A 24,539-nucleotide genomic window follows, 5' to 3' on the forward strand; every position below is an offset into this window, starting at 1 on the left:
GCGGTCCGCGGACGGCAGCCCGCCCGCGCCTAGACTGGCTTCATGACCGGTGAAAAGGATTTGCAGACGCTTCTGGCAACCATGCATCCCGTGCGCCGCGACGGCGAGTTCGTCTACGTCCTCTGGCCCCATGGGAGGCCGCTGGCCGGCGGAATCATGGCCGCCGTCCGTGAGGCCGAGGGGCTGACCGTGGTGATGCCCCGGGCCGACGCGGACAGCCTGGGGCTGCCGTACGACTTTGTCGGGGCCTGGATCACCCTCGAGGTGCATTCCTCGCTGGAGGCCGTGGGCCTGACGGCCGCCGTGGGCGCCGCCCTGACCGAGGCGAAGATCAGCTGCAATGTCCTGGCAGGCTTCCACCATGACCACCTGCTGGTGCCCGTGGCGGATGCCGACCGGGCGCTGGAAGTCCTCCACGAGCTGGCCGAGGACAGCGGGCGGGAGGGCCCCGTCCCGACGCTGCGGATGCGCACCGAAGAGCCGGCGGACCGCCCGGCCATCCTGGCCCTGACGGCAGCGGCCTTTGCCGTCTCGCCGGTGACCGGGCTGCCCGTGGAGGGCGAGCCGGAGGAAGTGGGGCTGCTTCGACGGCTCTTCGACTGCCCGGAGTATCTGCCCGGGTTTAGCATCGTCGCGGAGCTCGACGGCGAGATCGTGGGGCATGCGATCAGCACCCGGGGATGGGTGGGGGAGCTGGAACTGCTGGGGCTCGGACCCATCGGAGTGGTGCCGCGGCTGCAGCGCCACGGCATCGGCTCCGCGCTCATGAACGAGACCGTGGCGCGCGCCAACGCCGCGGGGGAGCGGGGAATCGCCTTGTTGGGCAGTCCCGACTACTATTCCCGCTTCGGCTTCGTGCCCTCCACCTCGCTCGGGGTGGCACCGCCTGAGGCAAGCTGGGGAGCCCACTTCCAGCTGCTTCCGCTCGCCGTCTGGCCCGGCGGCGTCAGCGGAACCTTCCGTTACGCGGGCCCCTTTTCGGACTGATCCGGCTCATGACGGGATACCATTGACCGGGCGCCCCAGTAGCCCAATTGGCAGAGGCAGCGGACTTAAAATCCGCGTGTTGTGGGTTCGAGTCCCACCTGGGGCACAAACGGAGAAGGACCAGCGGAAGCGGCTTCCGCTGGTCCTTCGCCATCTGGTCCTTATCCGTTCCGGCCTCCTACGCGGGGCTTGCCGGGAGCACGTACCGCCCGCTCTTGTCGGTGGCCAGTGCCAGCGAACTGATGTACTGCGGCCCGCCGTCCGGTCCACGTTCCGCAGAGAGCATCATGTCGGGCCGCTCGAAGTGCATGCCGCTGACGTGGCAGAGCAGCGTCACGCCGCTGGGATTCCCGTCGGCGTCGACCATGGGCAGATCGATGCCGTCGTCGGTGCGCCGCAGGTAGAAGCGGCCTTTCGTCACGATCGCCATGATCGGGGTTGCGACGACGGCGATGGTCACCGCGAAGACCGGCGAGAACGGTTGGACAGCAGGGCCGAAGGCGCCGAAGAACATCGCGATGGAGACCCCGGCGGAGAGGCAGAGCGACACGACGCCGACCGGGTTCCAGTTGTGCAGCATGCCCCGGCGGAATTCCGGGCGCATCGGCGAGAGCTTCAGGAGCCACTTGTTGACCATGATGTCCGTCGCGACAGTGACAATCCACGCCATGGCGATGTTGGCATAGAAACCGAGGATGGTGTTCAGGAAGTCGAACATGTTCGACTCCATGAGCACCAGGGCGATGCCGAGGTTCACGATGACGAAGACGAGGCGCCCGGGGTAGGTCCTGGTGACCCGGGTGAACGAGTTGGTCCAGGCGAGTGAGCCGGAGTAGGCGTTGGTGACGTTGATCTTGATCTGGGAGATGACGACCAACACGACTGCCAGCGTCATGGCGAGCCACGCAGGCATCATCTCCGTGTATACGCCGAGGAACTGATGGACGGGCTCATTGGCGGAGGCTGATGCCGCCGGGTCCAGGGTTGCTATCAGGTAGACGGCAATGAAGAGGCCGATCGCCTGTTTGATCGCGCCGAACACGACCCAGCCGGGTCCGGCAAGGATGACAGCGCGCCACCACGCCACACGGTTCTCGGCGGTCTTGGGCGGCATGAACCGCAGGTAGTCGATCTGCTCGGCGATCTGGGCGATCAGTGACAGGCAGACGCCGGCTGCCAGCATGACCGAGGCGAAGCTGATCGAGCCGTCGCCGTCGCCCCCGCCGTACGCGAAGAAGCCGCCGATCGAATCGGGGTGGGTTGCGACGAGGAACCCGAACGGAAGCACCATGAGCACGAGCCAGAGGGGTGTGGTCCAGACCTGCAACTTGGAAAGGACCTTCATGCCGTAGATGACCAGCGGAATGACGAGGATCGTCGAAACCGCGTAACCGGCCCAGCGGGGCACCCCCAGCCCGATTTCGAGCCCCTGCGCCATGATTGAGCCTTCGAGGGCGAAGAAGATGAACGTGAACGTGGCGAAGATGATGTTGGTGATCACCGAACCGTAGTAGCCGAAGCCCGATCCACGGGTGATGAGGTCCAGATCGATGTTGTAGCGGGCGGCGTAATAGGCGAGGGGGAATCCCGTCACGAAGATAATCAGGGCGGCGACCGCAATGCCGAGCAGCGCGTTGCCAGTGCCGTGGGCGATGCCGATGTTCGCGCCGATGGAAAAGTCGGCCAGGTAGGCGATGCCGCCAAGGGCGCTGGTTGCGACCACGCCGGTACCCCATTTGCGGTAGGAGCGCGGCGCGAACCGGAGCGTGTAGTCCTCGAGGCTCTCCTTCGTGGCGGTCTTGGTGTCGGAATCGGTTGAGGGCGGCGCCTGGGCGCTGCCGGGCTGTAGATCCGTTGACATGAAGCTGCCTTTCACATGGGTGGAGCAAGTGCAGGGGAGCAGTGCGGACGACGGGACGTCATGAGGCAGACGACGGCCGCCTGAGTTCGCCGGTCCGGCGACGCCGGGTGGCGCGGAAGCGATTCTGCCCGAGGCATGTTTCCGGCATGTTCCCGCCAGCGGTCACGCATGTGTCGACAGCTGCGGGATCCCCTCCGGCCGCGCGGCGCGGGCGTGGGCCGAAGGGCCGCGGGAGCCGTCCAGATTTCCTCTATGCAACGAGTGTTATAAGGATGTGACCGTAGTCACTTATTTTCACGCCAAAATTGCACTAGCTTGAAGTGGAATCAGGAACACCTGATCTTTCGCGTCAAAGGCCGTTCGCACCTTTAGATCGAGGAGCTTGTACATGACTTCACTCCCCCAGGTGGCGCCCCGCATCGCTAAGCTGACAGCGCTTAGCCTCGGCGTCGCCCTCTTGGCTACGGCTTGTGGCGGCTCGTCCACCCCGAGTTCGACGAACTCCAGCTCGGCCGCGGCCTCCGGCATCGCCTGCCCGGCACCCAGCGCCACCGGCGCCGGAACCACCGCCGCCAGCGAGGGCGGCACCGTCCCCGCTTCGACCACCACCACCCCGACGCCCCTGAAGATCGGCTCGCTCCTGCCGACGACAGGTTCCCTGGCCTTCCTCGGCCCGCCCGAAATCGCCGGTGTCAACCTCGGCATCAAGGAGATCAACGACGCCGGCGGCGTCCTGGGCAAGCCTGTCGAGGTCATCCACCGCGACTCCGGCGACACCAAGACCGATATCGCCACCCAGTCCACCACCGCACTGCTCGGACAGGGCGTCAGCGCAATCATCGGCGCCGCGTCTTCGGGCGTCTCCAAGACCGTGATCAACCAGATCACCGGTGCCGGCGTCGTCCAGTTCTCCCCGGCCAACACCTCGCCGGACTTCACGACGTGGGACGACAAGGGCCTCTACTGGCGCACCGCTCCCTCGGACGTGCTCCAGGGCAAGGTCCTCGGCAACTACATGGCCACGTGTGGCGCCCAGACCGTCGGCATGATCGTCCTGAACGATGCGTACGGAACCGGCCTTGCCAAGAACGTCCAGGCCGCTTTCGAGGCAGCCGGCGGCAAGGTTGTCGCCCAGGAACTCTTCAATGAAGGCGATTCCCAGTTCAGCAGCCAGGTAGACAAGGTCCTTGCCGCCAAGCCGGATGCCATCGCCCTGATCACTTTCGACCAGGCCAAGAGCATCGTCCCGCTGATGACGGGCAAGGGCGTCAAGCCGACCCAGATCTTCATGGTGGACGGCAACATGTCCGACTACAGCAAGGACTTCCAGCCGGGTACCCTGAAGGGCGCCCAGGGCACCATCCCGGGAACCTTCGCCAAGGATGACTTCAAGAAGAAGCTCCTGGCGATCGACCCCGCGCTGAAGGACTACAGCTACGCAGGCGAGTCCTACGACGCCGCGAACCTGATCGCACTGGCTGCCGAGGCGGCCAAGAGCACCAAGGGAACCGACATCGCAGCCCAGCTCAAGGCAGTCTCTGAAGGCGGCGAGAAGTGCAACACCTTCCCGAGCTGCGTCACCCTGCTCCGCAACGGCAAGGACATCGACTACGACGGCCAGTCCGGCCCCGTGACGTTCTCCGACGCCGGAGACCCGACGGAAGCCTACATCGGCATCTACGAGTACCAGGATGACAACAACTACAAGCCGGTCAAGGAAGAATTCGGCAAGCTGTAAGCCGCTTCCCACCTGCACACAAGAAACCCCCGTCCTCACTGGACGGGGGTTTCTTGTGTGCAGGGAGCGGGGCAAAGTGTCAGGCACAGCAGACTTAGGCCGGCATTGGACAGCTAAACGCCGGAATTTCAGCTAGGCCCGCAAGGTGCCCGCCCATAACTCCGCGCCGCGTGACGCCGTCGCCGTCCCGTCGGTGACGCCGTCGCCGTCCCGTCGGGGGAGCGGCACGTGAGGCGCCCGGACGGCACCACACGGCGCCCCGTTACGCACCGGGAAATGCGCTAGGACGCAGGAGGGCCGCCACCGGTTGGTGACGGCCCTCCTGCGTCCTAGCGGGTGTTTCCCGGCACGCTACTCGACGGTGTCTGCGAGCGTTCCGAGGTAGAGCTGGATGACCTTGGGATCCTTCATGAGCTCCCGGCCGGTGCCCGTGTACGCGTCCTTACCCTGGTCCAGCACGTAGCCGCGGTCGCAGATCTGCAGGCAGCGGCGCGCGTTCTGCTCCACCATGATGACGGAGACTCCGGCGCGGTTGATCTCGTGGACCCGCAGGAACGTCTCATCCTGCTTGACCGGTGAGAGTCCGGCGGACGGCTCGTCGAGCAGGAGCACGGCCGGATCCATCATGAGGGCCCGGCCCATGGCCACCATCTGGCGTTCGCCGCCTGAGAGCGAGCCCGCCCGCTGGGCGCGCCGCTTTCCGAGCTCGGGGAACAGGCTGGTGACGAAGTCGAAGCGCTGCGAGAAGTCCTTGGGCCGCTGGAACATGCCCATCTGCAGGTTCTCCTCGATGGTCAGGGCGGCGAACACGTTGTTGGTCTGCGGCACGAAGCCGACGCCTTTGCTGACCAGCTTGTTGGCCTTGAGCCCGGTGATGTCCTGGCCGCGGACCACCACCGAGCCGGAGTGGACCTTGACCAGGCCGAACATGGCCTTCAGCAGCGTGGACTTGCCGGCACCGTTCGGGCCGATGATGCCGATCAGCTCACCCTTCCGGGCCTCGATGCTGCAGCCGTTGAGGATATTGACACCGGGAATGTACCCGGCCACCAGGTCGGTGACCTTGACGACCGAGTCACCGTCGAAGGCTGGCTGGGCGGCAGGTGCCGCGCTGGTGGCGCTCATTCTGTGTCCTTCCCTGTGCTGTTCGGCTGCTCGCCACGGTTCTGCTCGTCACGGTCCGGCTCGCCGGCGCTGCGGCGGCCGCGTGTGGTCCCGTTCGCCCCTGGCTCCTGCGCTTCCGCGGCTTCCGCGGCGAGGACATCGGCGGAGATGATGCCCGCGTTTTCGGTGCCGACGATTGATTCCTCGTCGGCGACCAGTTCGGCAGCCAGTTCCTTGATGCCCTCGGCCTCTCCGAGATCGACGTCGTGGTGGGCGCCGAGGTAGGCGTCGATCACTGCGGGGTTCTTCATGACTTCGGCGGGCGGCCCTTCGGCCACGATCTTGCCCTCAGCCATCACGACCACCCAGTCGGCAATGTGCCGGACCATGTGCATGTCGTGCTCCACGAACAGGACGGTCATGCCCTCGGACTTGAGGTTCTTGATGTGGTCCAGCAGCGACTGCGTCAGTGCCGGGTTCACGCCGGCCATGGGCTCATCGAGCATCACGAGCTTGGGCCGGACCATGAGCGAGCGTGCCATTTCAAGCAGCTTGCGCTGGCCGCCGGACAACGACGCCGCGTAGTCGTCCTTCTTGGCGTCCAGCTTGAACTTCTCCAGCAGCACGTTGGCTTCCTGGGTGATCTTCTTCTCCTGGCCGCCCCAGATGCCCTTGAACAAGGCCTTGGACAGCCGCTCGCCGGACTGGCTGGAGGCACCCAGGCGCATGTTCTCCATCACGGTGAGCTTGCCCATGACCTTGGTGAGCTGGAAGGTGCGCACCATCCCCATCCGGGCGACCTTGTACGAGGAGACACCCGCAATGCTCTGGCCTTCGAACTGCCAGCTGCCCGAATTTGGCGTATCGAATCCCGTGAGCAGGTTGAACAAGGTGGTCTTGCCGGCCCCGTTCGGACCGATCAGTGCCGTGATTTTGTGCCGCGGGATCTCGAGGTGCTGGACGTCGACGGCGTTGATGCCGCCGAAGCTGCGGGTGACGTTGTCCGCCACCACAATCGGATCACGCTTCTTGCAGCCGGGCGCGATCTCTCCGGCGGCGATCGGACGGGTGTCCGTCATGTAGTCGATCTCTTCCGACATGCGGGGTTCGCCGCGCGACTCTTCGCTTGGAATGCTCATGCGAATGCCAGCTCCTTCTTATTGCCGAGGACGCCCTGGGGCCTGAAGATCATCAGCAGCATGAGCGCCACGCCGACCAGGATGTAACGCAGCTGCCCGGCCTGGACCGTGTTCAGCCACGTTATTGTGCCGGACTCGATCAGGCCGTAGAGGATGCCCTGGGTGAGGGAGAGGACCACCCAGAAGATCATGGCGCCTACCACCGGGCCGAGCACGGTGCCGAGGCCGCCCAGCAGCAGGCAGGTGTAGAGGAAGAACGTCAGTTCCGTGCCGTAGTTGGCCGGCTGGACCGCGCCGCGGGGGATCGTGAAGATCATGCCTGCCAGGGCACCGAGCACGCCACCGATGATGAGGGCCTGCATCTTGTAGGCGTAAACGTTCTTGCCCAGCGAGCGGACGGCGTTCTCGTCTTCGCGGATGCCCTTGAGCACCCGGCCCCACGGGCTGCGCATCAGCAGCCAGACCAGGGTGCAGAACACGGCGACGACGGCCCAGGCAACCACCCGGATGAAGAAGTCGCGGTTGTTCATGCCGATGTAGGTTCCGGGCGGGAACGGGTTCATGGCGTAGAAATCGCCCTCGAAGGCCGCCAGGCCGTTCGCCGAACCGGTGACCGCGGTCAGCTGGTTGGTCGTGACGACGTAGCGGACGATTTCCGCCGCGGCGATGGTCACGATGGCAAGGTAGTCCGCCCGCAGCCGCAGCGTCGGGATGCCCAGCAGCAGGGCGAAGATGGTCGAACAGACGACGGCGACGAGCAGTCCGATGAAGAACGGCACGTGGAACGTCAGGGTGGAGATGGCGAAGCCGTAGGCTCCCACCGCCATGAAGCCGGCCTGGCCGAAGTTGAGCAGGCCGGCGTAGCCGAAGTGGACCGCGAGGCCAAGGGTGGCCAGGGCGTAGGCAGCCGTCGTCGGGCTGAACAGTTCGCCGGCGGCGCTGGAAAAGATGAATCCGAAATCCATGGCTGTCTCCTAACCCACGCGCTCGCGGCGGCCCAAAATGCCCTGAGGCCGGAACAAGAGGACAACAATCATGATGAACAACGCTCCCACGTATTTGAGGTCGGCGGCGAGGCCGAACACGGTGGTCAGCTCAACGAAGATGCCGACGATGATGGAACCGACCAGGGCGCCCCAGACTGTGCCGAGACCGCCCAGCGTGACGCCGGCGAAAATAAGCAGCAGGATCTGCGAGCCCATGTCGAAGGTGACGCCGGGCCGGTAGTAGGCCCAGAGGATGCCGCCGAGGGAGGCGAGCATGCCGCCGACCACCCAGACGATCCGGATGACAGAATCGACGTCGATGCCCGAGGCCGCGGCCAGGGCCGGGTTGTCGGCCACGGCGCGGGTCGCCTTGCCGAGGCGGGTCTTGAGCAGGACAACGCCGAGGGCCGCAATCACGGCTGCGCTGATCAGGAGGGACCAGAGGTTGTTGGGCGAGATGGAGATCGGACCGATCAGGATTTCCGCGCTCTGGGCGAAAGGCAGCTGCTGGGTGGCGCCGCCGAAGTAGAACTGGATCACGTAGCGCACGGCCAAGGCGAGGCCGATGCTGACGATCATCATGGGAACAAGCCCGGTTCCGCGGCGCCGCAGCGGCTTCCACAATCCGGCGTCCTGGACGTAGCCGAACAATCCGCCGCCGATGATGGCAAGGATGATGGCCAGCCAGAACGGCAGGTGCATGGCGTTGAAGGCGAACACCAGGACCGCGCCGAGCGTGACCATCTCACCGTGGGCGAAGTTCGTCAGGCCGGTGGTGCCGAAGATCAGGGATAGGCCCACGGCCGCGAGGGCTAGCAGGAGGCCGAAGCTCAGGCCCGCCACCAGCCGGTTGAGCAGGTTCTGCCCGAAGTTCTGCTGCTCCACCACGATGCCCTTGCCGAAGGCGAAGATCACCGAGAGGTTGGAGGTCTGGCTGAAGGTGACCTTGCGGGGGTTCTCCTGGCCCTCGGCGAGCTTGATGCCCTTAGGAAGCGTCGACTCATCGAGTTTGACCTCATATGTGCCCTGGGTGGGGACTCCAATGGTCCAGGCGCCGTTGGCTCCCGATTTGGTGGTTCCCGTGAAGTCGCCGTTCGTGGCGGAAATGGTGACCCCGGGGATCGGTGCGCGGTCGTCGCCACGCAGGAAGCCGCTGATGCTGTTCGTGAACTGGGTGGCCGACGGGGATGGTATCGGCGATGGGGTCGTGGCGTTGGATGCCGGGGCAACGATGAGCAGTAGCGCAGCCATGGTGGCAAATACAGCCCCCACGGCCCTCAATAGTCTGCCGCGCCGTCTCTGCGACAGGCCGCTCGTTGTGCTTCTCAAATTGAAAACCTCCACATGGGGGTGCTGTGGGTTGCGCCTTTGCAACCGCTGCGAACGGTCAGGGGACGGGCTTGTGATGTCCGTCACCCTGTGTGGCCTATGCTACAGCCCGGACGGCCTAAAGAATGCCGCTCCGAGCAGGGAGAACGTCGCGATCGGGTAACGACCGTGTAGTCGCGGCAGCACCTTCCTTTAGTAGGGCTAAAGAAAACTTTTGTTGATTCCGAGTATGCCTAAACAGTGGTCCGGCCGGGCTACCATCCGTCCGGCCACCCCGGGACTACTGCCGAAATTCCAAGCTTTTTCCAAGTACGCCGGCGCTATGGTGCGAAGAGCGACGTGCCGAAGTCCCCCTGCGGGAGCCCGGAACAGCAGTCCAGAACCGCAGTCCGGATCCCACAGTCCGGGACCTCGCCCGCCGCCGACAGTAGGGGCCGATCTTGGAGGGCCGACCGATGAACCGGGTGGTCAAGCTGTGCCTCGCGGGCTCGCTGGTGCTGGCGATCCTGGGTGTTCCGGCGCTCAGCCTCGGCCCCGAGACTGCCAGGGCGCAGGCATGCGTGCCCTCTGTGGCGTCCCCCGCGGACCCATATCCTGGGACCACGGCCGCAGCATCCAACTTCGAATCGGGCACCTTGGACGGGTTCGGCGTCGCCACCTCCGGGACAGGGAGGGCCGCGGTGTCCACCGCGCAGTCGCGCTCCGGAAACTGTGCCGCCGTCCTTCACACCACCGCGACGCCCGGCTCCATGGCGAAGCTGACCGCGGTCCTGACGCCCGGGGCGACCGAAGCGTACGCGGACGGCTGGTTCAACGTCTCAGGGGAGGGCATGGCGGGGAACAACGTGCCGTACTTCCGGTTCTTCTCCGGCGGCATGCGTGTCATGGATGTCTTCCGGCAAAACATCTCCCATGAGGTGGTGCTCCGGACGTCGACGCCCGATGGGTTCACCTACACCACCCTGCGGAACGACGTTCCCACGGACACCTGGCACCGCCTGGTCATGCACGTGGTGCCCAACGGTCCCGAGACTAACGTCCAGATCTGGTGGGACGGGCGCTCCGTCTACGTGGGGACGGTCAGCATCCCGGCCACCACCGTGGACACGGTGCAGCTCGGTTCCGAACACGATCAGCAAATGGCCGACATCTATATCGACGACGTCATTGTCAACAGCGGCACGCAAACGCCGGCGCCGGTTCCGGGCCCGCTACCGGAGCCGCGGGGCGATCCGTCGAAGCGATTCAACGATTTCCGGGGTGACGGGCAGGAAGCCGTATTGGCCCTGGGCACCGCCGCCAGGCGCGGCCGGCCCCGCATCCCGGGCCTGTCGACCCCGCAGCTTTAGGTCACGGTTAGGTTGCGTCGGCCGCAAGGGGGAACTATCCCTCCCCGCCGGCCGTGGGAATTGGTAGCGTGACTATATCGTCCGCTTTATATTGTCCGATTCGCACCGCATCATCACCCACCCCCTTATCTTGGAGGACACCCGCAATGGCACCTGGCGGAAACCCGATCTTCAGCGGAAAGAATTTCCGTGAAGCCACCCAGGCCCCGCAGGCCCCCTACGGCCAAGGCTCTTACGGCCAAGGCCCCTACAGCCAGAACGCTTACGGCCAGGCTCCCCAGGTCATGAACGCCCAGGGCGCGTGGAGTTCAGCGCAGCAGGGCATGACCCAGGAACAACTGCAGGACCTGTACAACCGTCCGGCGGCCGGCCCCGCTGACATCGGCCGAATGAGTTACGACGACGTGATCGTCAAGACTGCCGGATGCCTCGGCGTCCTGGTTGTCGGCGCCGCAGTGGCGCTCGCCGTCCCGCAGGGGACCGGATCGATGCTCATGATCCTCGGTGCGCTGGGCGGCTTCGCCCTCGCCATGGTCAACACCTTCAAGAAGCAGCCGTCGCCCGCGCTGATCCTGGCCTACGCGCTGCTTGAAGGATTCTTCCTCGGTGGCCTGACCCGTATCCTGGACAACCTGTTCCCGGGCGTCGGCATCCAGGCCGTCGTCGGGACGCTTTCCGTCTTCGCCGTGACGCTGGTGCTGTTCAAGAGCGGCAAGGTCCGGGCGACGCCCAAGCTCATGCGGTTCTTCATGATCGCCCTGATCGGCTATGCGGTGTTCGCGCTCGTCAATATGGTCATGATGATGACCGGGGCCGTGACCACGCCGTTCGGCCTGAGCACCGGCGTGGAGATCATGGGTATCCCGCTCGGCGTCTTCATTGGCGTCCTGGCGATCGGCCTGGCGGCCTTCTCCCTGATCATGGACTTCACCAGCATCGAGGCGGCCATTAGCGCCGGAGCGCCGCAGCGCTTCTCCTGGACCGCCGCCTTCGGCCTCACGGTCACCCTGGTCTGGCTCTATGTCGAGATCATCCGCCTGCTGGCCATCCTCCGCGGCGACGACTGACCGCCGTCGTACCTGTTGGCTCGCTTCAACAGCGAGGATGAACGACGAGAATTAACAGCCAGGAGCCCCGCCAAACGGCGGGGCTCCTGGCTGTTTCGGCGGCAATTATCGGCCCAGTGAAGTCGGCCCAGTAAAGTCAGCCCAGTAAAGTCGGCCCAGTGTCAGCCCAGCCGCTCCAGCACCACCGCCATGCCCTGGCCGCCGCCGACGCACAGCGTGGCCAGGCCGAGCGAGGCGTCGCGGGCGCGGAGCCCGTTGAGCAGGGTGGTGGTCATGCGGGCGCCGGTCATGCCGAAGGGGTGCCCGAGGGCGATGGCGCCGCCGTGGACGTTGAGCTTCTCCGGAGCAATGCCCAGCTCCCGCGCGCTGGCCACCACCTGGACAGCAAACGCTTCGTTGAGCTCCACGAGGTCGATATCGGCCATCGTCAGACCCGCCAGCGCGAGCGCCCGGCGCGTCGCTTCCACCGGTCCCATGCCCATCAGCTCCGGGGACAGCGCGCTGACACCGGTGGAGACGATCCGGGCGAGCGGTTCGAGGCCCAGCTCGCGGGCGCGGACGTCGCTCATGACCACGACGGCGGCGGCCCCGTCATTGAGCGGACACGCGTTGCCCGCCGTCACGGTGCCGCCGCTGCGGAAGACCGGCTGCAGGGCTCCGACGGCATCGGCCGTCACCCCGGGCCGCGGTGAATCGTCGCGGTCGACCACCGAGCCGTCCGCGCGGGTGTAGGGCGTGATCTCGCGGGCGTAGAACCCGGAGGCGATGGCCGCCTCCGCCCGGTTCTGGCTGAGGACGGCCCAGGCGTCCTGCTCCGCGCGGGTGATGCCATAGCTCGTGGCGACGTTCTCCGCGGTCTGGCCCATGGCGATGTACACGTCCGGCATCCGGCCGCCCAGGCGCGGGTCGGTCCACGGCGTGTTGGCGGCCGCGCGGGCCTCGGTGCGTTTCCGGGCCGCCTCGAACCGCGGGTTGTGGTTGCTCGCGTCGGTCTCGCCCGCGCCGGCCCAGTCCCGGTAGCGGGACACCGCCTCGACGCCGGCGGCGACGAACGCCTGACCTTCGCCGGCCTTGATGGCGTGGAACGCCATCCGCAGCGCCTGCAGGCTGGAGGCGCAGAAGCGATTGATGGTGGCGGCCGGAACGTCGTCCAGCCCGGCCAGGATGCCGACCACGCGGGCCATGTTGGAGCCGGCCTCGCCGCTCGGCTCGGCGCACCCCAGGTAGATGTCGTCCAGGCCGGGGCCTGGGCCCGCAGCCGCGTCGAACCCCGGAATCGCGGCGAGGGCCGCCGTGACCATGGCGGCGGCGAGATCGTCCGGCCGCTCGTCTTTCAGCGAGCCCTTGAAGGCCCGTCCGATAGGGCTCCTAGCGGTGGAAACGATGACTGCTTCTGGCATGCGCCCAGACTACGCCCCGCCTATGCCAGCCGCATCGCCCCTGCCGCGGGGCGGACGGCGAAGATCTCGGGCGCGGCGTATCCTGCGCGGGCGAAGGCCCGTTCGACGGCGGAACGCACCTCCTGCGCGGACCCTGCCGGCGTCAGGGCAATCGCCGAGCCGCCGAAGCCCCCGCCGGTCATGCGCGCTCCGATCGCGCCGGCCGACCGCGCCGTTTCCACGGCAAGATCCAGTTCGGCGCAGGAGATCTCGAAGTCATCCCGCATCGAGGCGTGGGAGGCATCCAGCAGGGGGCCGATGGCCGCCGGGCCCAGGGTCTCCAACAGCTCCACCGTCTGCAGCACGCGGTCGTTTTCCGTGACCACGTGGCGCACCCGCCGGAACGTCTCCCCATCCAGGAGCCCGCTGGCCTCCTCGAGGTCCTCCAGCCCGACGTCGCGCAGGGCCGGCACGCCGAGCACTTCAGCGGCGAGTTCGCACGATTCCCGCCGGGCCGCGTACTCGCCGTCGGCGTGGGAATGGGAGACCCGGGTGTCGATGACCAGGAGCACCAGCCCGGCGGCGCCGGCGTCGAACGGCACCTGGCGGACGCTCTGGTCCCGGCAGTCAAGGAAGACGGCATGGCCGGCCGTGGCGCGGAGCGAGGCGGACTGGTCCATGATGCCGGTGGGTGCGCCGACGAAGTCGTTTTCGGCCCGCTGGGTGGCCAGGACCATGTCCTGCGCGGACAGGCCGGCGCCCGCGAGCTCGTTCAGCGCCGAGATCACCGCGCACTCGATGGCATGGGAGGAGGAAAGCCCGGCCCCGCGCGGGACATCGGAATCCAGCAGCAGGTCCACCCCGGGAACCGGGACTCCCTGCTGCTGCAAGGCCCAGATGACGCCGAGCGGGTACTTGGTCCAGCCCCGGGCACTGGCACGGACCAGCGAACCGGTGTCCGCCGTCGTCAGCCCCTGGTTCCCGAACGTCGAAAGCATCCGCACGGCCGAATCCGGCCGGACCCGGACGGCCACCCGGGCCGCCCGGTCGATCGCGAACGGCAGGACGAAGCCCTCGTTGTAGTCTGTGTGCTCGCCGATGAGGTTGACGCGCCCCGGTGCCCGCCACACGGCGTCGGGCCGGGCACCGAAGACCGCCGCAAACCGGGCGGCGAGCCCGCTGGTGTCCAGGGAAGTGGTCATGGTCGCTCACCCGCGGTGCTGGAAGTCATGGGTCCAAGGTATACGGGTTGGCGGGCGGTCTGTACGGTGGTCACCATGGATCTCACAGCGACACCTTCCGCAGCCGGCCCTGTACCCGCCGCCAATGGCGCCGTGCGGCGCTACGCGTCCGGGCGGCAGTACGAACTCCGTCGCGGCGACGCCCTCGCCGTCGTGACCGAACTCGCCGCCGGCCTGCGGCTCTACAGCCGCGGCGGCATTGCCTTGACCGAGAGCTACGGCGACGGCGACATCCCGCCCGGCGCCACCGGGATCACCCTGGCGCCCTGGGCCAACCGGGTGGAAGACGGCGTCTGGTACCTCAACGGCAAGAAACTGCAGCTCGACATCACCGAGGTCTCCCGCAACAACGCCAGCCACGGGCTGCTGCGGAACTCCTCCTACGAACTCGTGGACGAGGACGGGTTCTCCGTCACCCTCGAGGCTGCCATCTTCCCGCAGCACGGCTACCCGTTCCTGCTGCGGCACCGGGTCCGCTATGAACTTGCCGAGGACCTCGGGCTGGTGGTGCGCCAGAGCCTCATCAACGACTCCCAGGATCCTGCGCCGTTCGTGCTCGGCGCGCACCCGTACCTGCGGCTGGGGGACGTGCCCAGTGAGGAGCTCACGGTGAGCGTGGGCGCCCGGACCCGGCTGGTCGCCGATGACCGCCTCATTCCGCGCAGCTCCGAGCCGGTCAGCGGCGACTTCGATCTCCGGGGCGGGCGGCTGGTGGGAACCCTGGACCTCGATTCGGCCTACACGGACCTGGAGTTCGACGGCGGCATCGCCCGGCACACGCTGCGGTCACCGGACGGGCGGACGGTGAGCCTGTGGCAGGACGAGGGCTGCGGCTACGTCCACGTCTTCGTGACCACCGAGTTTCCGGGCCGGTCGAAGGCGGTCGCGATCGAGCCGATGACCGGACCCGCCAACGCGTTCAACAGCGGCGAGGGGCTGCGCTGGCTCGCGCCGGGGGAGCAGTTCTCCATGACGTGGGGCATCGCCTCCTCCCTCGGGGCCGCTGCCGGCTGACGCGGCTGGCGCACGGGGCTGGTTTCTGGTCGCTGGTTTCTGCTCGCTGCCGGCCGGCTTGCTGGTTTCCTATTAACCGGCCGCTGGGGAATCATGGGGCTATGACGCCAGCTGAGGACGCCGCACCCGCCACAAGCCCCGCCCTTTCCGCGGCCGGCACCGGAACCCGTGCCGGGGCCCGGGTACGGACCGACCGCGAGATTGACCAGGACATTCCCTACGGCGTGCGGATCGCCGCCGCCTGGGCGTGGCGCGCCGGACTCATCCTGCTCGTGCTAGGCGGCCTGGTCTGGCTGCTGAGCCATGTCAGCTTCCTCATCATCCCGGTGATGGTGGCTGCGCTCCTGGCGGGTCTCCTCAGCCCTGCGGTGCGCTGGATGGCCAAACGCAGCGTGCCCAAGGGGCTTGCCGTTGCCATCACGGTGGTGGGCTTCATCGGTCTCATCGTCGGTGCCCTGACCCTGGTCGGGCGCCAGCTCATGCAGGGCTTCGGCGAGCTGTGGTCCCAGGCGCTCACCGGGGTGCAGCAGGTCCAGACCTGGCTGTCGGAGGGCCCGCTCCACCTGACGGCCGCCCAGATCGACAAATACATCCAGGAGGGGACCGCCGCGCTGCAGAACAACAGCAGCAGCATCCTCAGCGGTGCCCTGACGTTCGGGAGCACGGCCGGGCACTTCGCCGCCGGCCTCGTGCTGGCCCTGTTCGTGCTGATCTTCTTCCTGCTGGAAGGTGACAGGATCTGGGCCTTCCTGGTCAGCCTCATGCCGCGCAAGGCACGCCGCGCCACGGACGGAGCGGGCCGCCGCGGCTGGGCCTCCATGGTCAGCTACGCGCGCATCCAAATGTTCGTCGCATTCGTGGACGCCGTCGGAATCGGCGTCGGCGCCGCCATCATTGGCGTTCCGCTCGCCCTGCCCCTGGGCGTGCTGGTGTTCCTCGGTTCCTTCATCCCGGTGGTCGGCGCGCTGGTTACCGGCGCCATCGCCGTGCTGCTGGCACTTGTCGCCAACGGGCCCGTCAATGCGCTCATCATGCTGGCGATCGTGCTCGCCGTCCAGCAACTCGAAAGCCACATCCTGCAGCCGCTGGTCATGGGCAAGGCGGTGTCCCTCCACCCCGTGGCCGTGATCCTGTCCGTCGCGGCGGGCTCGTACCTCGCCGGAATCCCCGGCGCGCTGTTCTCCGTTCCGATACTGGCCGTAGCAAACTCGTCGATTCGCTACATTGCCGGCAGAACGTGGGAACATGATGAAGTGCTGGCAACCGCCGGACCAGAGGGCAGCCTTGCCCCCGAACCCGGCGCAGACACCACCTTCACAGACGTCCACCTGCCGGGCCGAACGCCCGGCCGCGAGGGCGCCGCACCCAACAGCGGTGCTCCGGGCAGCGATGCCGGACGGGGCACCGACGCCTGATCCGAAGAAGGAGAACAGTTCGTGAATACCCTTGAGAGCCTGCCCGTCACGCTGGACGATGTCCTGGAGGCGCAGAAGCTGCTCGACGGGATTATTACGCGGACCCCCGTGGAGTCTTCGCGGGCCCTCGGCAGCATGGTGGGCGGCGAGGTCTTCCTCAAATGCGAGAACCTGCAGCGCGCCGGGTCCTTCAAGGTCCGCGGCGCCTATGTGCGCATGGCCAAGCTCTCCGACGCCGAGAAGAAGCGCGGCGTGGTGGCGGCCTCGGCCGGCAACCACGCCCAGGGCGTGGCCGTCGCAGCCAAGAGCCTCGGCATCAAGGCCCGCATCTACATGCCGCTCGGCGTCGCCCTGCCCAAGCTCGCCGCCACGCGCAGCCACGGCGCCGAGGTGGTGCTGCACGGCCACAACGTGGACGAGGCACTGGCCGAAGCCAAGCGCTATGCCGACGAAAGCGGCGCCGTCTTTGTCCACCCCTTCGACGACGTCGACGTCGTCGCCGGCCAGGGAACCGTGGGGCTGGAAATCCTCGAACAGGTCCCCGACGTCGACACCATCCTCATGGGCGTCGGCGGCGGCGGCCTCCTCGCCGGCGTTGCCGTCGCCGTGAAGGCGCGCGCCAAGGAACTGGGCCGCGACATCCGCATCATCGGCGTCCAGGCCGAGAACGCCGCCGCCTACCCGCCCTCGCTCGCCGCGGACGCCCTCGTCCCGCTCAAGAAGGTCTCCACCATGGCGGACGGCATCGCCGTCGGCCGGCCCGGCCAGCTGCCGTTCAGCATCATCCGCGAGCTCGTCGACGACGTCGTCACCGTCAGCGAAGACGCCCTGGCCCGGGCCCTGATCTTCCTGCTGGAGCGCGCCAAGATGGTGGTTGAGCCCGCCGGGGCCGTCGGTGTGGCCGCGCTCATGGAAGGCAAGATCGAAAACCCCGGAACCGTCGCGGTGGTGCTCTCCGGCGGCAACATCGACCCCATGCTGATGCTCAAGGTGATCCAGCGCGGCCTCTCCGCCGCGGGCCGCTACATGACCGTCCGGATGATGCTCGATGACCGGCCGGGCTCGCTGGCCACGATTGCCCGCATCATCGCCGAAAACGACGCCAACGTCACGGGCCTGGACCACACCCGGGTGGGCGGCTCCATCAGCATGGGCGACGTCTCCATCACCGTCAACCTGGAAACCAAAGGCCACGAGCACTGCAGCCAGGTCCTTGCAGCGCTGCGGGCCGAGGGATTCCAGCCGATCGTGGTGCACTAGGGGCCGTGGTGACGGACGCGTCCCCGAGCGGCCGGCCGGGAACGGAGGACAGCCCAGGGACACGGGCGCGCACGGGATTGCTGGTGGTTGGCTCGTTCGTGGTGCTGCTGTACCTGATCGAGATCCTCAACACCGCCCTGTTCCATTCCCTGAACCGCACCTTCGGGCTGCGGCCGCGCAGCCTGGACGGGATCCTGGACATCCTGACCTTTCCGCTCCTGCACTCCAGCCTCGCCCACCTGATGTCCAACACGCTCCCGCTGATCATCTTCGGGTTCCTCGTGTTCCTGGCCGGGAGGAGGGTGTTCATCACCGCCCTGGCCGCCAGCTGGCTGGCGTCCGGGCTGGTGGTGTGGCTCATCGGCGGCGCCAGCGTCACGGTGGGTGCCTCGGGGCTGGTGTTCGGCCTCTTCTCGTTCCTCCTGGTCCGCGGCTTCTTCAACCGGAACTGGTGGCAGATTGCGCTGTCCGTGGTGCTGTTCATGGCCTACGGCGGCATCCTGTTCGGCGTCCTGCCCACCGTGGCAAGTTTCGTCTCGTGGCAGGCCCACCTCGGCGGGGCGATCGGCGGGGTCGCCGCGGCACTGCTGCTAAGCACCAGGCGCCAGCAGGCGCTGCCCCCGGGACGCTGATCATCCACGCGGCCCTCAAAGCGGCTCCGGCAAACAGCGGTAAGCACGACGCCGGCCTCCCCGCGAAGGGGAGGCCGGCGTCGTTGTTTCCGTGACGGAGCAGATTCAAATACCGAGCAGATTCAATACGGAACAGATTCGATACGGAACAGATTCGATACGGAACAGATTCGATACGGAACAGATTCGATACGGAACAGATTCGATACGGAACAGATTCGATACGGAACAGATTCGATACGGAACAGATTCGATACGGAACAGATTCGATACGGAACAGGTGCGGTGCTGCGGTGTCAGCCGGCGTACGGCTTGGCGGAGATGATCTCCACCGTGATGTCCTTGCCGTTCGGGGCGGTGTAGCTGAGCTTGTCGCCCTCCTTGTGACCGACGATGGCCGCGCCGAGGGGTGACTTCTCGCTAAAGACATCCAGATCCGAGTCGCCGGCGATCTCGCGGGAGCCGAGGAGGAAGGATTCCTGGTCGCCTGCGATCTTGGCCACGACGATCATGCCGGGCTCCACGATGCCGTCGTCGGCCGGTGCCTCACCGACGTGGGCGTCCCGGAGCAGCGCGGTGAGCTGGCGGATGCGGGCCTCGATCTTGCCCTGCTCCTCCTTGGCGGCGTGGTAGCCGCCGTTCTCCTTGAGGTCGCCCTCCTGGCGCGCAGCTTCGATCTTCTGGACGATTTCTGCCCGGCCGGGGCCGGAAAGGTTGTCCAGCTCTGCCTTCAGGCGGTCAAAAGCTTCCTGGGTAAGCCAAGCCGCAGTTGCGCTGTTGGTGGTAGACACGGACTTCTCCTTTGGGTGGTCATACAAGCAAAGACCCCGCCACGGTGGCCACTTTTATGACGCAGTAACCAGCTCAGCGGGGGAAAGGTATTGATCCATTGTAGTCAATCCTGTGGATAAACCAAAGAGGACTGCGGCGCAGGTCACACCGTGTTGCCGCCCGGGTCCAGGCTGGTGCAGCCTCCGCACCCCGGCGCGGCAGCCCCTGCCGCAGAGCGCCGCGGGCTCAGGCGGATGCTGCGGGCTACTTTCCGGTCTCCGGAATCCAGCAGCTGTCCACGACGGCGGACACCGCCTGGGACTCGGTGCGCAGCTGGGCGCGGTGCGCGGTGGTGTGCCCGCCGTCCGTGCCGACGTCGGCAGCGTTCGGCCCGATGTCCACGACCTTCCAGCCGACAATCGCGAACTTGGAGTCCATGGCCTTGACGGCGCATTTCGCGTCCGCTGCGGGGTCCTTGGTCACCTGAAAGTCGATCTCCGTCAAGGTGGCGTCGACGGTGCTGTAGCCGATGTCCTTGAAACTGACACTGGAAGTGGCCGCCGAGATCGAAACCCACGCCAAGAAGGCGACACCCACGGCCAGGGCGGCGATCAGGATGTTGCGCTTGCCCTTGCGGGTCAGCGCGCGCTTTTGGCCGCCGTAACGATTGGCTAGGCTGGTAGTTGCCGGCGCGGCAGGCTGATCCTCGGAAGTCACCAGTCCAGTTTAGTGTGGATCGGACCGTGGTGTTTCCGCGGCGGCTGAGGCTGCAGGGCAAACTTGCAGGGCCAACCTGCAGGACGGTCCCGCCTCCCGGCCAGCCCCACCTATGCGCCACAAGATATCCGCCACAAGATATCCACCAGAACAGACCCGCCCGTACAGAGCAGAACAGCAGAAAGAGGAGCCGTCCCACGATGACAGCATCCCCCAGCCCGTCAGCACCGCTTCGCCTGCTGGCGGTCCATGCTCATCCCGACGACGAGTCCAGCAAGGGTGCCGCCACCATGGCCATGTATGCCGCCTCAGGCGTGGACGTCCTCGTGGCCACCTGCACCGACGGCTCCCGCGGCGACATCCAGAACCCCGCGATGGAGGGGCAGCCGCACCCCAAACGCGACATGGCCGGGGCGCGCCGGCTGGAGATGGATGCCGCCGCGAAGGTCCTCGGCGTCCGGCAGCGCTGGCTCGGATTCATCGACTCCGGACTCCCGGAGGGTGACCCGCTGCCGCCCCTGCCGGCCGGGTGCTTCGCCCTACAGCCGCTCGAGCGGGCGGCCGCGCCGCTGGTCCGGCTGGTCAGGAACTTCAAGCCCCACGTGATCCTGAGCTATGACGAAAACGGCGGCTATCCGCACCCGGACCACATCATGGCGCACCGGGTGGCCGTCGAGGCCTTCGCGGCCGCCGGCGACCCCGAACGGTACCCGGGCATCGGGGAGCCATGGGCGCCCAGCAAGCTCTACTACGACCGAGCGTTCAGCCCGGACCGCTTCCGCGCGCTGCACTTCGCACTGGAGGAAGCCGGCCTGCAGTCCCCGTATGCCGAGCGGCTGGCCGCCTGGCTGGAGGCGGATGCCGAAGGGCACACCCCGCCAATGCCGACGCACCCCACCACCACCCAGGTGGAGTGCGGGGACTTCTTTGAAGCCCGCGACGCGGCGCTCCGCTCCCACCGCACGCAGGTAGACCCGGAGGGATTCTTCTTCGCGGTATCAGCGGCCATGCAGCGCAAGGTCTGGCCGTGGGAGGACTACTCCCTGATCGAGTCCCGGATCCCGGTCGACCTGCCCGAAACGGACCTGTTTGCCGGGCTAAGATAGACGGGAAAGGGCTCTTCTATCCGGTGTAGAAAAGACGCCATCGAGAAGATGCCCAGATAAACGACACCAGTTCCACAGAAGGTTTTACCGTGCACTCCTTGCTCATCGCCCTGGCAACGACCCCGGCGCCGACCCCCACGCCGTCGCTGCGCCCGGGCCTGTCCGAGGACCAGGTCACCCCGGGTCTGCTGGGCTTCCTGCTGACAGCCTTCATCGTGATTCTGACGGCACTGCTGATCGTGGACATGGTGCGGCGGATCCGCCGGGTCCGCTACCGTGCCCAGGTGGAGGCCGAGCGTGAGGCTGCCGAGGAAACCGCCGGAACCGCCGGAGCGGGGACCGCCGGCGTCGACGGCAGTGCTTTCCCCGCCGACGGCAGCGCTTTCCCCGCCGACGGCGGGGTTTCCCGGCCGGAGGTCAACGGCGATGCGGGACCCGGAACCCGCTGACGGCGGTTCCCCCGATCCGCTGGCAGGGGCCTCGAACGCCCTGGCGGCGGAACCCTCTGCCTACCTGCGCCAGCACGCCGGCAACCCCGTTCACTGGCAGCCGTTTGGCGACCCTGCCTTCGCCGCCGCGGCCGACCGGGACGTGCCCGTGTTTCTCTCGATCGGCTACGCGGCCTGCCACTGGTGCCACGTCATGGCCCACGAATCCTTTGAAGACCCGGACACGGCCAACTACCTGAACGCCCACTTTGTCTCCATCAAGGTGGACCGGGAAGAGCGCCCCGACGTCGACGCCGTCTACATGGCCGCCACCCAGGCCATCAGCGGCGAAGGCGGCTGGCCCATGTCCGTCTTCCTCCTCCCTGACGGCCGGGCCTTCCACGCCGGCACATACTTCCCGCCCCGGCCCATGCCGGGCCGTCCTTCCTTCCGGCAGGTCCTGGAAGCCGTGAGCGAGGCCTGGACGGAGCGCCGCGGCGCCGTCGAAGCCAATGCCGCCACGCTGGCGCGCGGCATCGCCGCGTCCCAGCCGGCCGCCGCGGTACGGCTCGACGGGCCGCCCGAGCCCTTGGACGCTGGCCTGCTGGGCGAAGCCGTTGCCGCCCTGGCCCGCTCCGAAGACCAGACGCACGGCGGCTTCGGCAGCGCACCGAAGTTCCCTCCCTCGGCAGTGCTCGAATTCCTGATCCGGCACGCTGCCGTGCCGTCGGCAGCCGCTGCCCCTGGCACCACTGCCTCTGATGCCGGTCACCCCGACACCGCCGCGGCGGCCCGGGACATGGCGGGACGCACTTTGGCGGCGATGTCCCGGTCGGCGTTGTTCGACCAGCTCGACGGCGGCTTTGCGCGCTATTCCGTGACCCGGGACTGGTCCGTTCCGCACTTCGAGAAAATGCTCTACGACAACGCCCAGTTGCTGCGCGTCTACGCCCACTGGTTCCGGCTGGGCGGCACCGCCGAGTATCCGGCCGCAGAGGCCGCAGAAGTCGCCGGGCGCACCGCGGACTGGCTCTTGGGCCGCCTCGGGCTGCCCCCTGAGACGGCGCCAGGCTCGGCGCCGTCGGCTGACCCGGACCCGGCATCGGGCACGGCCCCGGACAGGGTGGCCGTGGCCCTGGCGTCCTCGCTGGACGCCGACACCGTCGTCGACGGCGTGCACGCCGAGGGCGCCACCTATCTGTGGACTCCGGCCGGGCTCGAGGCACTGCTGGGGCCGGCCGACGGCGCCGCCGTGGCGGCCCTCATGAACATCCACACGCCTGGGACCGTGACCGCCGACGGCTCGCCGCTGCATCCGGGCCGGGCGATCACCGGGCGGGAGGCCGAGCTGTGGCGGCGGGTGCGGCCACTGTTGGCTGACGCCCGCAGCGGACGGCCGCAGCCCGGCCGGGATGACAAAGTGGTGGCCGGGTGGAACGGCCTGGCCGTCGCGGCGCTCGCCGACGCCGGGGCCGCCCTGGCCCGGCCGGAACTGGTTGACGCCGCGGAACGGATTGCGGCCTATCTGGAGCGCGTGCACTGGCGTCCGGCCGAGGGCGGCCCCGGCAGGCTCATCCGTGTGTCCCACGGCGGGTCAGCGCGCGGGATCGGGGGCTTGCTGGAGGACTACGCGCTGTGCGCCGAAGGCTTGTTCGCCCTCTATGGGGCTACCGGGCACACCCGCTGGTATGACCTGGCCGAGGCCATGCTGGACGCTGCTTGCGAACGCTTCGCGGCCGACGGCGGCCTGCAGGACGCTGCGGGGGAATCGACGCAGGTCACGGCCGCCCAGGGCGGCCGGGACGGGCTGGATCCGTTCGACAACGCCACCCCGAGCGGCGCCGCCGCGCTGGCCGGGGCGCTGGTGACCCACGCGGCCCTGTCCGGCTCCTCGGAGCACCGCGCCCTGGCGGCCAACATCCTCGCGCTGCTGCCCCCGCTCGCAAGCCGGGTGCCCCGCGTGGCCGGCTGGCTGCTCGCGACCGCCCAGGCCGCGCTCGCCGGGCCCGTCGAGGCCGCCGTCGCGGGGCCGGACACGCCCGAGCGGGCCGCACTCCACCGGGAGTTGCTGCTCTCGGCCAGCCCGGGGCTGGTGGTCGCGGTCCAGGACAACGACGCCGTCCGGCCCGTGCCGCTGCTGCTGGGCCGGGGCGCGGGTCCGGCGGGCTCCCCGCAGGTGTTCCTGTGCCGCGGCATGGTCTGCGACAGCCCGACGGATTCCGTGGAAGGGGTGCGGGAGCGTCTGGCTAGGATGGGCTGATGACTTCTCCGGCGACTTCTCGGGACGGCTTTGAGCTGGTGGTGTTCGACTGCGACGGTGTCCTGGTTGATTCCGAGGTGATCGCCATCCGGGTGGACCAGCTGGTGCTGGCCGATCTCGGCTGGGAGCTGGAACTGGATGAAATCGTGGAGCGGTTCGTCGGTAAGTCCGAGGCGCACTTTGTTGCCGCCGTCGAACAGCAGCTGGGTGTCCGGTTGGCCGACGGCTTGGACCGGGAGTACGGGCGGTGGTACCAGGAGGCGTTCGAACGCGACCTCGAGGCGGTCGACGGCATCGAGGACGCCCTGGACCGGCTGCGCCTGCCGCACTGCGTCGCGTCCAGCGGCAGCCATGACAAGATGCAGCGGACCCTGGGCAAGACCGGGCTGCTGCACCGCTTCCACGGCCGCATCTTCAGTGCCACGGAGGTAGCCAACGGCAAGCCGGCGCCGGACTTGTTCCTCCATGCCGCAGCGAGCCTCAACACCGCGCCGGAGCGGTGCGCCGTCGTCGAGGACAGTGCCTACGGCGTCCAGGCCGCCCGGGCAGCCGGAATGCACGTCTTCGCGTATGCCGGCGGCGTGACCCCGGCCGAGCGGCTGGCCGGTCCGGGGACCACCGTCTTTTCCGACATGCGCCGGCTGCCCGGGCTCATCACGGCGGGGCGGCCTGCGCGGTTCGCCTGACCCGGCCCTTGGCGCCGGACATTCCCCACTTTTGCGGGCCACTCCCGGAGTGTCGGGCACAAGAGCCGGT

The 24,539-nt window shown here is 67.6% G+C and carries 21 protein-coding genes and 1 tRNA gene; 13 read left to right on the forward strand and 9 right to left on the reverse strand.

Annotation, left to right across the window (positions count from 1 at the left end):
- Positions 1–42 precede the first annotated feature (42 nt).
- Complete coding sequence (locus LDO15_RS05825; protein WP_223984934.1) at positions 43–987, forward strand: N-acetyltransferase; 945 nt, start codon at positions 43–45, stop codon at positions 985–987.
- Between the two features lie 32 nt (positions 988–1,019).
- Positions 1,020–1,093 (forward strand) — tRNA-Leu (locus LDO15_RS05830).
- Between the two features lie 72 nt (positions 1,094–1,165).
- Here LDO15_RS05830 and LDO15_RS05835 read toward each other — a convergent pair.
- On the reverse strand, positions 1,166–2,848 hold the full coding sequence (locus tag LDO15_RS05835) for a hypothetical protein (protein ID WP_223984936.1): 1,683 nt from the start codon (positions 2,846–2,848) through the stop codon (positions 1,166–1,168).
- Between the two features lie 388 nt (positions 2,849–3,236).
- On the opposite strand from LDO15_RS05835, the gene LDO15_RS05840 reads away from it, so the two are divergent.
- Entirely contained in the window at positions 3,237–4,586 is a 1,350-nt protein-coding gene (locus LDO15_RS05840) for an ABC transporter substrate-binding protein (protein WP_223984938.1), read from the forward strand.
- Between the two features lie 351 nt (positions 4,587–4,937).
- Here the strand turns inward: LDO15_RS05840 and LDO15_RS05845 are convergent, their stop codons facing one another.
- The 4 genes from LDO15_RS05845 to LDO15_RS05860 are packed head-to-tail and all read right to left on the reverse strand — an operon-like array spanning position 4,938 to position 9,087.
- Positions 4,938–5,711 carry an ABC transporter ATP-binding protein gene (locus tag LDO15_RS05845; RefSeq protein ID WP_223984940.1) on the reverse strand — a complete coding sequence of 258 codons (774 nt, stop codon included), beginning with the start codon at positions 5,709–5,711 and terminating at the stop codon, positions 4,938–4,940.
- The gene (locus LDO15_RS05850; protein WP_223984942.1) at positions 5,708–6,829 is read right to left on the reverse strand and encodes an ABC transporter ATP-binding protein; all 1,122 of its coding nucleotides are present in this window, start codon (positions 6,827–6,829) and stop codon (positions 5,708–5,710) included. Before LDO15_RS05850 ends, LDO15_RS05845 begins: the two co-directional genes overlap by 4 nt.
- Positions 6,826–7,794, reverse strand: a complete 969-nt coding sequence (locus tag LDO15_RS05855) for a branched-chain amino acid ABC transporter permease (protein WP_223984944.1) — start codon at positions 7,792–7,794, stop codon at positions 6,826–6,828. The genes LDO15_RS05850 and LDO15_RS05855 overlap by 4 nt, the downstream gene beginning before the upstream one ends.
- Positions 7,795–7,803: 9 nt before the next feature.
- Complete coding sequence (locus LDO15_RS05860) at positions 7,804–9,087, reverse strand: branched-chain amino acid ABC transporter permease (protein WP_223984946.1); 1,284 nt, start codon at positions 9,085–9,087, stop codon at positions 7,804–7,806.
- Positions 9,088–9,584: 497 nt separating this feature from the next.
- On the opposite strand from LDO15_RS05860, the gene LDO15_RS05865 reads away from it, so the two are divergent.
- On the forward strand, positions 9,585–10,493 hold the full coding sequence (locus LDO15_RS05865) for a hypothetical protein (protein WP_223984947.1): 909 nt from the start codon (positions 9,585–9,587) through the stop codon (positions 10,491–10,493).
- Between the two features lie 146 nt (positions 10,494–10,639).
- Positions 10,640–11,560 carry a Bax inhibitor-1/YccA family protein gene (locus tag LDO15_RS05870; protein WP_223984948.1) on the forward strand — a complete coding sequence of 307 codons (921 nt, stop codon included), beginning with the start codon at positions 10,640–10,642 and terminating at the stop codon, positions 11,558–11,560.
- A gap of 161 nt (positions 11,561–11,721) precedes the next feature.
- Here the strand turns inward: LDO15_RS05870 and LDO15_RS05875 are convergent, their stop codons facing one another.
- Both LDO15_RS05875 and galK read right to left on the reverse strand, forming a co-directional pair.
- On the reverse strand, positions 11,722–12,960 hold the full coding sequence (locus LDO15_RS05875) for an acetyl-CoA C-acetyltransferase (RefSeq protein WP_223984949.1): 1,239 nt from the start codon (positions 12,958–12,960) through the stop codon (positions 11,722–11,724).
- A gap of 20 nt (positions 12,961–12,980) precedes the next feature.
- Positions 12,981–14,141, reverse strand: a complete 1,161-nt coding sequence (gene galK / locus LDO15_RS05880) for a galactokinase (protein WP_223984950.1) — start codon at positions 14,139–14,141, stop codon at positions 12,981–12,983.
- A 75-nt stretch (positions 14,142–14,216) separates the two neighbouring features.
- Between galK and LDO15_RS05885 the strand changes: the two genes are divergently transcribed.
- From LDO15_RS05885 to LDO15_RS05900, 4 genes are all read left to right on the forward strand, one after another.
- Positions 14,217–15,194 (forward strand): aldose 1-epimerase family protein, encoded by a 978-nt coding sequence (locus LDO15_RS05885; protein WP_223984951.1) that lies wholly within the window; start codon positions 14,217–14,219, stop codon positions 15,192–15,194.
- Positions 15,195–15,295: 101 nt separating this feature from the next.
- Positions 15,296–16,609 carry an AI-2E family transporter gene (locus LDO15_RS05890; protein WP_223984953.1) on the forward strand — a complete coding sequence of 438 codons (1,314 nt, stop codon included), beginning with the start codon at positions 15,296–15,298 and terminating at the stop codon, positions 16,607–16,609.
- Between the two features lie 21 nt (positions 16,610–16,630).
- Positions 16,631–17,869 carry a threonine ammonia-lyase gene (gene ilvA, locus LDO15_RS05895; RefSeq protein WP_223984956.1) on the forward strand — a complete coding sequence of 413 codons (1,239 nt, stop codon included), beginning with the start codon at positions 16,631–16,633 and terminating at the stop codon, positions 17,867–17,869.
- Between the two features lie 5 nt (positions 17,870–17,874).
- Positions 17,875–18,501 carry a rhomboid family intramembrane serine protease gene (locus LDO15_RS05900; RefSeq protein ID WP_223984958.1) on the forward strand — a complete coding sequence of 209 codons (627 nt, stop codon included), beginning with the start codon at positions 17,875–17,877 and terminating at the stop codon, positions 18,499–18,501.
- Between the two features lie 296 nt (positions 18,502–18,797).
- Here the strand turns inward: LDO15_RS05900 and greA are convergent, their stop codons facing one another.
- Together greA and LDO15_RS05910 are read right to left on the reverse strand one after the other, a co-directional pair.
- The gene (greA, locus tag LDO15_RS05905) at positions 18,798–19,292 is read right to left on the reverse strand and encodes a transcription elongation factor GreA (RefSeq protein ID WP_223984960.1); all 495 of its coding nucleotides are present in this window, start codon (positions 19,290–19,292) and stop codon (positions 18,798–18,800) included.
- 244 nt (positions 19,293–19,536) lie between these two features.
- Positions 19,537–19,989, reverse strand: coding sequence for a DUF4307 domain-containing protein (locus tag LDO15_RS05910; RefSeq protein WP_223984962.1), 453 nt, complete (start codon positions 19,987–19,989; stop codon positions 19,537–19,539).
- Between the two features lie 200 nt (positions 19,990–20,189).
- Here LDO15_RS05910 and mca point away from each other — a divergent pair, with 200 nt between their 5' ends.
- The 4 genes from mca (at position 20,190) to LDO15_RS05930 (ending at position 24,469) form a co-directional block, all read left to right on the forward strand.
- Positions 20,190–21,095: a mycothiol conjugate amidase Mca gene (mca, locus tag LDO15_RS05915; protein ID WP_223984965.1), complete on the forward strand. Its 906-nt coding sequence runs from the start codon at positions 20,190–20,192 to the stop codon at positions 21,093–21,095.
- Between the two features lie 89 nt (positions 21,096–21,184).
- The gene (locus LDO15_RS05920) at positions 21,185–21,544 is read left to right on the forward strand and encodes a hypothetical protein (protein ID WP_223984968.1); all 360 of its coding nucleotides are present in this window, start codon (positions 21,185–21,187) and stop codon (positions 21,542–21,544) included.
- Complete coding sequence (locus LDO15_RS05925; RefSeq protein WP_223984971.1) at positions 21,522–23,783, forward strand: thioredoxin domain-containing protein; 2,262 nt, start codon at positions 21,522–21,524, stop codon at positions 23,781–23,783. The genes LDO15_RS05920 and LDO15_RS05925 overlap by 23 nt, the downstream gene beginning before the upstream one ends.
- Positions 23,783–24,469 (forward strand): HAD family hydrolase, encoded by a 687-nt coding sequence (locus LDO15_RS05930; protein ID WP_223984974.1) that lies wholly within the window; start codon positions 23,783–23,785, stop codon positions 24,467–24,469. Before LDO15_RS05925 ends, LDO15_RS05930 begins: the two co-directional genes overlap by 1 nt.
- Positions 24,470–24,539: the final 70 nt, after the last annotated feature.

The sequence above is a fragment of the Arthrobacter sp. NicSoilB8 genome, assembly GCF_019977355.1.
Classification (GTDB): Bacteria; Actinomycetota; Actinomycetes; order Actinomycetales; family Micrococcaceae; genus Arthrobacter.